General features: G+C 36.5%; 10 protein-coding genes. 8 read left to right on the forward strand and 2 right to left on the reverse strand.

All coding sequences use genetic code 11. The features are described 5' to 3' along the window. The first annotated feature begins 9 nt into the window (after positions 1–9). The 8 genes from ACODR7_RS13740 (at position 10) to ACODR7_RS13775 (ending at position 11,339) form a co-directional block, all read left to right on the forward strand. Positions 10–2,193, forward strand: coding sequence for a hypothetical protein (locus ACODR7_RS13740; RefSeq protein WP_488839851.1), 2,184 nt, complete (start codon positions 10–12; stop codon positions 2,191–2,193). Between the two features lies 1 nt (position 2,194). Beyond that, complete coding sequence (locus ACODR7_RS13745) at positions 2,195–6,013, forward strand: hypothetical protein (RefSeq protein WP_488839853.1); 3,819 nt, start codon at positions 2,195–2,197, stop codon at positions 6,011–6,013. Positions 6,014–6,085: 72 nt separating this feature from the next. Beyond that, positions 6,086–7,963 (forward strand): hypothetical protein, encoded by a 1,878-nt coding sequence (locus ACODR7_RS13750; protein ID WP_488839855.1) that lies wholly within the window; start codon positions 6,086–6,088, stop codon positions 7,961–7,963. Continuing rightward, positions 7,960–8,718: a hypothetical protein gene (locus ACODR7_RS13755; RefSeq protein WP_488839857.1), complete on the forward strand. Its 759-nt coding sequence runs from the start codon at positions 7,960–7,962 to the stop codon at positions 8,716–8,718. Before ACODR7_RS13750 ends, ACODR7_RS13755 begins: the two co-directional genes overlap by 4 nt. A 188-nt stretch (positions 8,719–8,906) precedes the next feature. Further along, positions 8,907–9,200, forward strand: a complete 294-nt coding sequence (locus ACODR7_RS13760) for a toxin-antitoxin system YwqK family antitoxin (protein ID WP_488839859.1) — start codon at positions 8,907–8,909, stop codon at positions 9,198–9,200. A 116-nt stretch (positions 9,201–9,316) separates the two neighbouring features. Further along, a complete protein-coding gene (locus ACODR7_RS13765) occupies positions 9,317–10,237 on the forward strand; it encodes a helix-turn-helix transcriptional regulator (RefSeq protein ID WP_062673781.1) in 921 nt (306 codons plus the stop codon). A gap of 53 nt (positions 10,238–10,290) precedes the next feature. Continuing rightward, the gene (locus tag ACODR7_RS13770; RefSeq protein WP_488839861.1) at positions 10,291–10,908 is read left to right on the forward strand and encodes a hypothetical protein; all 618 of its coding nucleotides are present in this window, start codon (positions 10,291–10,293) and stop codon (positions 10,906–10,908) included. Continuing rightward, positions 10,908–11,339, forward strand: coding sequence for a nucleoside deaminase (locus ACODR7_RS13775; RefSeq protein ID WP_120232447.1), 432 nt, complete (start codon positions 10,908–10,910; stop codon positions 11,337–11,339). The genes ACODR7_RS13770 and ACODR7_RS13775 overlap by 1 nt, the downstream gene beginning before the upstream one ends. A 69-nt stretch (positions 11,340–11,408) precedes the next feature. On the opposite strand, the gene ACODR7_RS13780 is transcribed toward ACODR7_RS13775, so the two are convergent. Both ACODR7_RS13780 and ACODR7_RS13785 read right to left on the reverse strand, forming a co-directional pair. Then, positions 11,409–11,936 carry a GNAT family N-acetyltransferase gene (locus ACODR7_RS13780; protein WP_488839863.1) on the reverse strand — a complete coding sequence of 176 codons (528 nt, stop codon included), beginning with the start codon at positions 11,934–11,936 and terminating at the stop codon, positions 11,409–11,411. A gap of 68 nt (positions 11,937–12,004) precedes the next feature. Further along, positions 12,005–12,763: a type III pantothenate kinase gene (locus ACODR7_RS13785; RefSeq protein ID WP_488839865.1), complete on the reverse strand. Its 759-nt coding sequence runs from the start codon at positions 12,761–12,763 to the stop codon at positions 12,005–12,007. Positions 12,764–12,882 lie beyond the last annotated feature (119 nt).

A 12,882-nucleotide genomic window follows, 5' to 3' on the forward strand; every position in this document is an offset into this window, starting at 1 on the left:
TTTAAACAAATGAAAACAAAACAAGAATTAAAACAATATTTCGAAAACGGAGACATTCCGGTACAGGAAGAATTCTGGGAGTGGCATGATTCATACTGGCACAAAGATGAAAAGATTCCTGCAGATCAATTAGATTATGATCTGTCTAAAAAAGCAGATGTAAACGCTTCCAATATAAGCCAACAAGATGCTCAGCTTTGGAAAGAAAAAATTGAAACTCAGACAGCTATTCAGTCGCCCCAACTAAATGGAAATGTCTTAACGGTATTTTATACGGGTGAGAATGGTGTCCAGCAAAGTAAATCCGTAGATTTAAGCAGTTTGGTAACCCGTGATATCAGCATTGAAAACGCGGTATATGATGCCTCTCAAAATATTATTACCATTACCCAAAATGACGGATCAGCCTTTCACATCAATCTCTCGGAATTCAGCATCATTCCAACGACCAATGCTGATGGAAGTGTGACATTATCACAGGAAGGACAGGAAAAAATCACTGTAAAAAAAGTAGCTGTAACAGGAAGTTACAACGATCTTTCCGATAAGCCAACTTTTAGCGGAAATGATAATTTACAGAATGTCATCGACAGAGGTAACGGAACAACCAAACCTATTATTTTTCAGCCAAGCCAGGGCAGAGCGGGCGAAATAAACTTCAGTCCTACCACTTATTCCTTTTGGTTTGGAAATTTGAATACGGATCATACCGGAGCTTACGGACTAGGCATTGGTTATAATACATTGTCAAAATTAACCACAGGATCAAATAACGTAGCCCTTGGTTCTTATGCTTTAAATGAAACCACCACAGGAAGATGGAATACCGCAACCGGTGTTTCAAGTGGAACTAAACTTACAACGGGTAATTTCAATGCTTTTTTCGGAACACAAGCGGGAACTGAAACAACAACAGGAAATGGAAATACGTATATCGGAGATGAGGCAGGAAACAAAAATATTGCCGGAACTAATAACACTGCGCTTGGACTTGGAGCCGCTTATTCCTTAACTAATGGAACCCAGAATACCTTTTTAGGTGCTTTTGCAGGAAATATTCATGGAAAAGTGACAACTTCAGGCGCATGGGGATCTAATACTTTTGTTGGATATAATGCAGCTTCCACTACACATGCTATGGGAGTTTGGGGTGACAACAATGTCGTTATCGGCTGTAATGCCCCGTTAGGAGGTTCAACATTCAACAAGTTGGTCATTGAATCTAATCCTGTAGCAAGACGTCATGATTTTGTCACTCCATTAATTGGTGGAGATTTTGCCGCAAGAACATTAGATTTTGACGCTGTGGTTTCTGCAAAAAGAACACCTTTAGCAGATAATACCTATACAAAAGTAGCTGTTCTAAATGCCAATAATGTATTTGGATATAAAAATCTTTCTGATTTCCAAAACTGCATTCCTATTACAGGAACAGAAGTTAACAATCCCGTGTCTGGTCATATTCAATTTGAGAATGCCGAAGCACCGGAAATTGAATCTCTTCTTTATAAAATCAATACTCAGGACGGAATTAAAAACCAGGTAGGTTTCTTTCCAAGCGGAGTTTTGATCACATCAGGCAGTGTAGATAATTCTATACAATCGAATTTAGATGTCAGTAAAGATTACGGTGTATTGGCAAGAGCATATGGTGCAAAACTTAGTTTAAGTAATGCCGGAGCCTCTTTAACGAGTTTTACCGATCATTCTGACGGAAAAGGAATCATGGTAAGCAATTATCCAGATGAACCTGTTATGGTAGAACATCAGGTATCAAATGCCAGAGGATTAAGTTCTAAAACTTATTTTGGAGACAACGCACAGGAAAATGATTACATTCAGAAACAATATGCAGACAAACAGCATTCCTACAGCACCAAAGAAGAGCTGACAGGTGGAAAATGGATCAACGGTAAGCCTGTTTATAAAAAGACCTTGTATCTTAATCAGATTCCGAGAACAGGTGAAATCGATTTAATACCTGAATTCCCGGATCTTGAAACCATTATCTCCAACAAAATGTTTACAGAATGGGATGATCTTAAAGCGGCATTTGCAGGTAACCAATGGAGAACAAAAGCCTACATCACGATCGAGAGAGAAAGAGCCATTATAGAACTGTTGAATACACCTGATTATGATTATTCTCTTATCAACTCGTTTACTCTAACACTTGAATACACCAAAAAATAAAATGCCAACAAACAATACATCAACAGCAAAATCCGCATTTACCGTCGGAAAATCCTTAATAGGAGAAGGAATTATTAACTACAAAGAAACAAACCCTATGAATACCAATAACGCATCACAATCACTTTTCAGATTTGTAAGTCTGAGAAACCCGCAATTGACAGAAATTAAAGACAAAAACTTAGGATTTATCCACAGACCTAAAGGAGTAACCGGTGTTTTTGATACAGCAGTCGTTGGAAGGCCTGCCAAAACTTTAAAATTTACAGCCATGAAAAGGGCTGCCGGTGAGTTTAACAATGCCGGATTCGAAAGCGAAAAGAAAATCGAAGAAGGAGCATTTAAAGACCTTCTGATGATCGGAAGAAAGCTTTCTAAAAAAGAAACATTAGAAAGCGCTGACTGGACGTTCGTTACGGATTATTACAAAAGCCTTATTAATCCCAACAGACAGCTAAACGCAGAAGGAATTGCTATATTTTCCCAGCTTTGGAATAATTATATTTATCAGATTGTTACCCAAGGGGATTTCTATATTAAAGAAGCCATCAGCCACATTTTAATGGCTATTCAGCTTGGTTTTGCCAGCAATCAGGATCTTACGGATCAGGAAATCATCAAAATTAATGGAGAAAAACCATTAGAAAAAGCAATGGATGGGAAAATTATACTTCCTACCATTCTATTTTCAGAGGATACAGAAACGGCATCTTTAGTTTCTGCGAGAGCTGAAGGTTCTGAACCGGCTTTGGCAGCGAGAACGGTTCAAAGATTAGAGTCTGAAGCAAGAGCTTCTTTTATATCCAGCAAAGCGATCCACAGAAAAGAATCTCTGAACACACTGAATTCCGAACTGGAAAAGCTTCAGAAAAAGTTCCATAAATCCAGACATCAGGCCTACCAGGATGAGTATTCCAGATATATGGCAGAAAACAAAGAACGTTTGGAACTGTATGACAGAAAACTGGCAGAAGTAGACAGTAAAATCACTCCGGACATGTCTGAAGAAGAAAAAGAACGTCTTTACAGCACTTTGAAAGAATATGAAGTTGCTCCTTTCGTATTTACGTACAAAAATGAAATCAATTTAGAAGATTTACAGGCAAAGCTTTCTCCTGAATCTTTCGACCTTTTTGTGGAACTTTTCGGTGAATCCACAACCAGCTTAACTTCTGTGGCAGAAGATAAAGACAGCCTTCAGATTCTTTCGCATGACACCTTAAGAATTGGTGCTCAGAACATTGTTCTCGATGATGAGATTGAAAGCTATGCTGATGCTTTACTGGTTGTAAGAAACAATATTTCTGCTTCCATGGAGACCGCACTTCAAAACAGTCCTCTTCCGGAACAACAGTATGCCAATATCGGCGGAGCTTCAATACCTCTTATTCAGAATACAGCCAGAACACCGATGGCATACAGCTTATATGCTCACAGTGCTTACGTAGTAGCAGGCAGCAGAGGATTTGTTAATTTTTCTTTTGAAGTTGAAGATGTTTCGTGGAGCGTTGCCAATGCTAAAATTACGGCTACAACAGATGCTGCCGGAACTTTCGAAGAAAATTACAGCAATATTTCTGTAGTTGATAATAAAATTACCTTACCTGCGGCTTTGGTAAACAGATTCAGAACCAGCTTTAGTTTCAAAATAGAAATTATTTTTGATAACGGAAGCCAGGCTTATGGAGAGATTGCCACACAATATCTGAAAGAAGACTTAAACCTTACCGGAATGCTGACTTTAAAACGTGCAGCAGTTGAAAACCCGGGTACACCTGAACCAGGTACAACCCAAAAACGTAAAAATTTCGGGATCAAAAGATTGGGAGTAGCAGATTATATGAAAGTCGTGCAAAGTGTTCATGCTTATGTTCCGGGAGAAGTGTCCAATATTGAGAACGTCATGGCAAGCGAATTGAGACATAAGTCTTCCGTTTCCAGAGAATACTCAGAAATTACAGATACCACATCAAAGTCTCAGGAAACAGAGAAAATGTCAGACACTTCCAAAACTTCCAGAACGGATATGCAGACCGAAGTTGCGAAAGAAATTGAGAAGCAGCAGAGTATTTCTGCCTACACAAGATTCAGTTATGGAAATGACAGTGCCATGAAGTTTGAAATCGGTGCAGACTATGCCAATAATACGGCACAGCACGACAGTACAAGACAGGCTGTGATGAAATCTCAGGAAATCACGGAAAGAGCAATGGAAAGAGTTCTTACTAAAATTTCGGAAGAAAGAGTTCAGAAAATCATTAAAGAATATACCGAAACCAATGTTCATGAATATGACAACAGAGGAAAGGTAACCAACACTGATAATGCTGAAGCAGCACAGCCTAAACACATTACCGGAGTTTACAGATGGATCGACAAGAAAATGAAAAACCAGATCTACAACTATGGTAAGCGTACAATGTTTGAATTTATGGTTCCTGAACCTTCAAGATTACACCGTCTGGCTCTTACTGTTGCCAAAGCTCAGGTGCTTAAGGCTCCTGTAGACCCGAGAAAAGCACCGGAACCATGGTTAATGGCAGATCCAAAATCGGCAACGATTGTACAGATCCAGCATTGGGCTCAGGAATACGGAGTAACTTTAGAGGCATTCCCGGAAGCAACCAAACAAGTAATTCATACTGCTTCCAGCGTTCCTCAGACAAATGATGATTTTGGAATTGACTATACACAGTTTACCATCCCGGACAATTATGCCGGAAAAAATGCAAGCTTTGCCTGCAGATCAACCAGAAACAGAGGTGGTGGATGGTCAGGGTCTCGTTATTCTGAAGTGATGTTCTCTAACTTAAAAGGAGATATGATTGGCCGTTCTGAACGTGGTGGAGACCTTAATTTTGACGATGGATCATCTGGTTTCAATATTACAGGTAATGTATCTTTCCAGGTGAAGGGACACAACGTAAGAAGTTATACCATCAAAGTCGTTGTGAACTGTGAGCTGAGCGATGCCTTTATCAACCAATGGAAAACAGACAGTTTTAACGATATTATTAAAGCCTATGAAGCTGCTTATGCCAAATTCCAGGAAGATCAGGCAAGGCTGGATGCAGAGCAAAAAGAAAAAGAAGCTCAGCTTAAAGAAAGACAGGATACTTTCTACCGTTATATGGAACATGACGTCTTAAAGCACAACTGTATCGCTTATTTATTACAGGATTACCTTTATACATTAGGCCAGGAAACAACCAACGGTGCTGATGAGAAAACAACCATGGATAATTTCCAGGTATATCTGAATGAAAATCTGGACAGATATACAGCCCTTGCCAAGTTTATGGAGCAGGCATTCGAATGGGAAATCATGGATTACACCTTCTATCCATACTATTGGGCTAACCGTAAGAGCTGGCAGGAATTCTACATCAGCGAAAGTATGGACCCATTGTTCAGAAGCTTCCTTCAGGCAGGTATGGCAAGAATTATCGTTACCGTAAAACCAGGTTTCGAAGCAGCTGTTCAGTTCTTCCTTGAAACAGGGTTGATCTGGAATGGCGGATCTGTTCCGGTAATCGGCGACCCAATGTACATGAGTATTGTAGACGAAATGAGACAGCCTACCGGAGAACCTCAGGGTAAATACTGGATTACCAGAATCCCTACTACATTGACGATCCTTCAGGACAAATCCACAGGGCTTCCGGTAAATCAGCCATTACCAATTTTCCCGGAAAATGCCCCGGAAAATTGTGAAAACCCATCAGAATTGGAGTTTGAAACAAGCTTCAGATTGGATGAAGATGCACAATTGTCACATAGTGACGGAGCTACAACATTGCCTACCACAATTGTCGGATAGAATTTACCTTAATGGCGGTGTGAAATATCACCGCTATTTTTTTACAATTTTTAATTTCAAAAATCTTAAAAAATGAAAAATATAGATATTAGAAATCTGACAAAGATTGGAGTGACAGATGTGGATGTTTATAAGACTAATCATAGGAAATTTAGTACCACATCTCCCAAATTATTAATGTTTTTTAGATCTCCAGATCAGGCGAAGGGCCTTCCTAAAGATTCATCTGGTAAAAACAACGATATGAAATATAATCAATCATTTGGTTTTGATATGTTTTGCCAGCATCTATATGGTAATAATACTGATGTCTACAAAAATGGATACTATGAAAAAAAGGTTGTTGGCGGAAAAACAGTTGACGACAAATCAAGAGAAAAAATTGTAGGAAAACTTGAGTCATTTTATGAAAAAGATCCTAATCTAACATATGAATTAAAAGACCCAAAAACTCCGCCAGTATCTTACTTTATTGATGAGACATACACATTATCAAAAAGGAATAAAAAAATGACAGATATCAGTTATTATATTCCCAATGTACTTATTAAGCCAGGTCAACAAGTCGTATTGTCTGTCAAATTTTTCGACACAGATAATGCTTCAAAATTAGGAGCTATTGTTTCATTCAAATTATCTAATAATAAAGGTATTGAAACTTTTACCCCTTCTCTTACATTTAATAAGAATGAGGATGTTTTAGATTTTATTATTAAAACTAAGGCTAGCGAATTTATTGCTGACAAAACAACAATAACAGCTTTTATCAGTGATGGCACAGGAAAAGAATTGGAAATAGGCAAAATAAATCTATTACCTAATCAATTATTAAAAGCAAAATCCTTCTTTATTGATGTTTTTTATAATACGACGACTCCAACTGCTCCCTTCAATGGTACAACAATGATAAATGATTTAAATATGAAAGCTTTAAATCAATCGTCTGTAGAATTAATTTCCGGAGGAGCAAATAAAACAATGTTTATTAAAGCTAATGATCAAGAACTTGTAGATGGGAAATATGACGGGCAGCCAATTTCCAATATTTTGACAAATAAGGGAGCTGGAAAGCCATATGAACTCAATGATTTAAATAAAGCTTTAAGAATAATAACGTCCAGATTCTATGAAGAAATAATTAATGAAATTATAATAAATACTGAAACAGAATTAAAAAATCTCGATGTAAACGACGGAACTGCTACAAGAAAGCTAATTGATCCATCCTCCTCACTAAAGGGAGTATTAGATGACCTGGATATTACAAAGCCTTTCAATTCAGGAGGTAGTGTTATGAAAAGATATGATTTTATTAAAGATCGATTATATGGTTATTTACATTATGAATTTAAAATAAATTATCTTTTTGCATTTATATGTCATAATATCGAAACAAAGATAACTACAACTTCAACAGCAACTACTTCAACTACTTCCCGTGATGAAGCAATGGCTTTTCTCGATGCAAAAGAAATCATTATTCCCAATAATGCTATTGGAAAAACAATGACTTTAGCTCATGAAATTGCACACTGCTTCGGTGTTAGACATACTTTTGATATTCCAGGAAGCAGTCCACAAATAGGGGATCTGAAACTTCCTCAGCAAAAAACCCTTGAAAATATTATGGATTACCCTAAGAATGGTGATGCTGACAGAAGGTCTTTTATTAAATACCAATGGGATAAAATAAGAGAGAGTGTTTCCTCGCGTGTAAATACAGTTGCAGAACTTAACTTTGAGCAACATACCGACAGGAACCAATCCGGTCTCGTCGATTTTACTAAAGAAACAGGTTATATATGGGACTATAGCAGAAATTTAATGGACTTCCTCATGAGAGCAATGGAAAAAAAATATAATGGTGATTATTCAGAAATTAAAAATTCTAGTGATAAAATTTTGACTATTTTTGCTAATGAAATTACCAAAACTTTAAATAAATTATGAAAACTCTATTTAGATTTATACTTTTTATATTTATTCCATTACATTTTTCAGCTCAGGGCGCTTTACAATACGATTTTAAAAAACAGGTGAATTATGTTTTTCAAGGTTCTCTATATGAGGCTTTCCAAGAAGCTGTAACCAACTACAATAGTAATTCCAAAGAATATATTCAGTCTGATATTCTACCTTTAAAGTTTGCAACTCAGCATAAAGAAAGTAAAAATAAAAACTACACAATAAAAATTGAAGATTTTCCCAATCAATATAATATAAAATTCAAATTTGATCAATATGAAAACAGCAAGGAAAACTGTTTGAATTTTTTAGAAATTGATACAAATAAATTATTTATACAATCACAAAAAGATAATTCAGGAGTTAAGTATATTAATACATATTTAAACTCTTTTATTCTAAGTAGTAGTTGTGATAATGATAACACAAAAACATGGATTTCAAAAAGTTTCCTATGCAAAACCCATGTGATATCTAATGATTACATTGATCTTAACAAAGATTTTAAAATATTCAACATATTGTATTACAACACTTTATCATTAACATCTAACAGCGCTAAAAATAAGTTTGAAATTACTATTTATGAGAAGGTTGATAGGCAAATGAATCTTTTAATGAGAAAAACAATTATAAAAGGGAATAAGGAAGATGCAATTGATTATTTAAAACGCTATAATATTAATTACAATAGCATTAATGATAAGGACTTTCAGGAACAGGATTTCAAAAAAATTTAAAACTGATTCCTAATAGTAATACTTAAAAAAATTTTGCAGAAATAATGTATAGATGTTATATTTTGAAACTCTACAAAAAGTAGAATACGTTAATTGATAAGCCACAGCAATGCTGTGGCTTATATTTTTTAAACTGTTACATTCGTGCTATATTCATCACATGTAAAAAATGGGAGCCAATTAAACCTATGAAAGTATTAACAATAAAAGAAAGCGAGTTAACATGTAACCGTTTAGATGGCGGAGGAGTTCCTATATATTATCACAATGGCAGCCCTTTTACAGGTATTGTTTTACGGCACTATGACACTGGCGAGCTTTTTTGCGAAGAGGAATATAAAGATGGCTATCAGGAAGGATGGTTCAGATCTTATCATAAAAACGGTAAAAAATATACAGAATATAAAGCCCATAACAACGTAGAATACGACGGAACTTATAAAAAATGGGATGAAAATGGTAATTTGACGGCATCCTTCTGATAAGAATATAATAGATAAAAAATAAAATACGACACGTTTTGTCGCATTAACCGCATATATTTGTCTTATACAACTTTACCATGAACGCAGCGCTGCTGCACCATAAAAATAGAGAAATGAAGAAAGATTTTTATCTGACAAGATATGCCTTAATAATTAAAAGATTAGAAAGTTCTCCGGCTACCTATTCACAGCTGGAGGACTATCTTTTAAACTCATTTGAATTCCAGGATGCAGGAATCAAGAGCTACTCTATCCGTACCCTGCAGAGGGATATCCGGGAGATTTCCGATCTTTTCAACCTCTCTATTCACAACAAAAAAAAGGGTGATAACCGATATTATATTGAGAGCCGCCCGATTATGGAAGTGGATGAGTACAATCAAAAGCTTCTTGAGTCCTTTCAGGTGAGCAACGCCCTGAATCTTCATCCGGACTTTTCAGATTTCATCTTTTTTGAAAGCAGAAAACCCACTGGTGTAGAACATTTTTATGATCTGTTCTTCGCTATCAGAAATAAAAGAGTTGTAAGTTTTGAACACTACAATTACAAAAACAAACTGATGACCTCCCGAAAAGTGCATCCTTTGGCTTTAAAAGAATCTAAAGACCGATGGTATCTTATTGCCATTGATACCAAAGACAAAGTTTTAAAATCTTTCGGGCTGGATAGAATTAATTATCTGGACGTATCCAAAAATCAGTTCAGAGAAAAGTACAAATACAACTTCAGGGAGCATTTCAAAAATGCATTCGGGGTGATGAACCTCACAGAACAGAATCCACAGAACATTGTATTGAAATGCAGCCGCCACCAGGGAGAATATATCAGAAGTTTTCCGCTTCACCAGTCACAGAAAGAAACCAAAGAAACTCCGGAAGAGATCTATTTTGAGTTCTTCCTCCACCCTACTTATGATTTTATGCAGGAGATTCTTTCTTATGGAAAGGAAGTAACCGTTCTGGAACCGAAAGGTTTAGTTGATGACATCCGCAATCATTTGCAGGAATCTTTGAACCGTTATCTTGAAAGCTGATCATCAGGAATATATTTCATATTTTTTGTTATATTTACATAAATATACCTTTATTGAAAACTTTATTCATTGGCATCAGCTGCTTTATCTCTTCCTTTTTTCTCGCACAGCAGAAAGAAGAGTTCAGACTCATAAAGAGTTATTATAACCAGCACAGAAATATGCTGAATAAAGAGTTCAAAAAGAAATTTGATGCAGAATCCAATACAGTCAAAAAAGCAGCTATAAAAGGGGATTTCCTCTTTTTTATGAAAAAAATGGACAGCATTGAAAATAATGCTCTGATCGGAGCTTTATTAAAAGTCAGAAATCTGGAAGACCTTCAAACCATCAAAAATACCGCATTCACCTCATCTGAAAAGTTTGCAGATGCCGAAAAGATCGCAGATTATCCCGGAGGCATCAATTCTTTGAGGCAGGAAGTCGCCAATCTGCTGTATGTTAAAGGGGTATATTCTGAAGAAAAAATAATAAAAACCGATGTTGCCTTTATTGTAGAAAAAGATGGAACTGTCAGCAATGTTCATGCACAGGGAAATAATTTCACCTTCAACAGGCAGGCAGAAATAGCCCTGTATTCTCTGACCGAAAAATTTTCTCCGGCAATGCTGAAAGGCGATCCGACTATTTACCGTTTTAAACTTCCTTTAACTTTAACAATGACGGATTAATGTTTACTGACGAATATTACATGAAAATGGCTCTCCAAGAAGCAGAAGCCGCTTTAGAAAAAGATGAGGTTCCTATCGGATGCGTTGTGGTTTCAAACAACAGAATTATTGCAAGAGCTCATAATCTCACCGAAACACTGAATGATGTTACAGCCCACGCAGAAATGCAGGCCATCACCTCCGCAGCCAACTTCCTGGGAGGAAAATATTTAAAAGACTGTACGCTGTATGTTACGATGGAACCTTGCGTCATGTGTTCAGGCGCACTTTCCTGGTCTCAAATCTCGAAAGTAGTGATTGGAGCACGGGATGAACAAAGAGGTTTTATCAATAAACATCTTTCTCTCCACCCGAAAACAGAAGTTATTACGGGAATCATGGAAGCGGAATGCTCTTCTATTGTTAAAGAATTCTTTAAAAGTAAAAGATAATTAAAAACAAAAGCCAGAGGATATTGATATTCTCTAGCTTTCAATTTTATAACCATAAAGACCTTATATTCAGTTTTTTAAGATACAATATCTCACCAGATCAAAATATTCTCCGTCCTTTTTCACTTCTTTTATGAGAACAGCCTCCTGCTCCATTCCTATCTTCTCCATAATTCTTCCGGACGCGGGATTGTGAATGAAATGAGTGGCAAAAATTTTATTCAACTTTAATTCATTAAGGCCAAAATCTATTATCGCTTTTGCAGCCTCAGTTACATATCCTTTATCCCAGTAAGGAATTCCTATCCAGTAGCCAAGTTCAGCTTTATCATCATCTCTGTCATGCAGCCCAATAGCTCCTATGATTTGACCTTCTTTATTCCGAATAGCAAATGTGTATCCGGTATTGTCATCAAAAGCTTCTTTTGACATTTTCACCCAGGATCTCGCATCATTTTCCACGTATGGATAAGGAATATTAGAGGTAAGATCAGAAAAAATTCTGTGCTGAAGATATTCAACTATAAAAGGAATATCTCTTTCTTCCAGCCGGGAAAGAGTCAGCCTTTCGGTTTGTATGACAGGAAATTTTTCCATTATGTTAATAGTAAGATTGAGGAACTAAAGTATCAGATGGATTCAACCTCAACCTTAATCATTTAAATTTATAAATCTTTCCCGAGGAAATAAAGACCTTTCAGGGTGTGAAGTCTGTCCATCACATGAATCTTATCCGTCAGAGGCTTATAGACGTGGGAAACACCTCCTGTTGCCACTACAAAACAATCGTCATTCACTTCCTCATTGATGCGGGTTATAAAACCTTCTACCATCCCAAGAAAGCCATATACCATTCCGCTTTGCATACAGGTTACTGTATCCAATCCCAGGACAGATTTTGGTTTTTTCAGTTCGATATCCGGAAGTTGTGCGGTCTGGTTGATCAGTGAATTCAGAGACGTAACAATTCCCGGAGCAATAATGACTCCTAAAGTTTCCCCTGTTTCAGCTACACAGCTTGCGGTAAGAGCGGTCCCAAAATCTATGACAATCTTTTTTCTGTTCGGGTACAAATTGTGTGCAGCCACCAGGTTTGCATAAATATCTGTTCCCATCTGCCTGGATTTTGCCTGCACTCCCGAAGGAGTTGACCTATCAACAATCACAGGATTCGTTCCATGAATTTTTTTGATCCCGGAGCTCATCACTTTGGTAAGCTGAGGTACTACGGATCCGATAATTACCTTATCAATTTCTTTAGGATCAATTTTATAGGTCTGATACAGCATCAGCATCTGTACATAAAGCTCATCTGCTGTTCTGTAAGGTTTTGTATTGATAACCCACGAAATATCACAATTATCGCCATTGAAAAGACCGAATCTGATATTGCTGTTTCCTACGTTTATTACAATTGAATTCATTGACATATTTTTCAGAAGAAATTCATTACATAAATTGAAATCCCGCTTATTTTTGAGGCACTAAATTTAATGATTTTTATAAAAAAAACCTGCCAATCTCCCATAAATTAAGATAAGCT

It is taken from the genome of Chryseobacterium sp. FG46 (genome assembly GCF_057809135.1).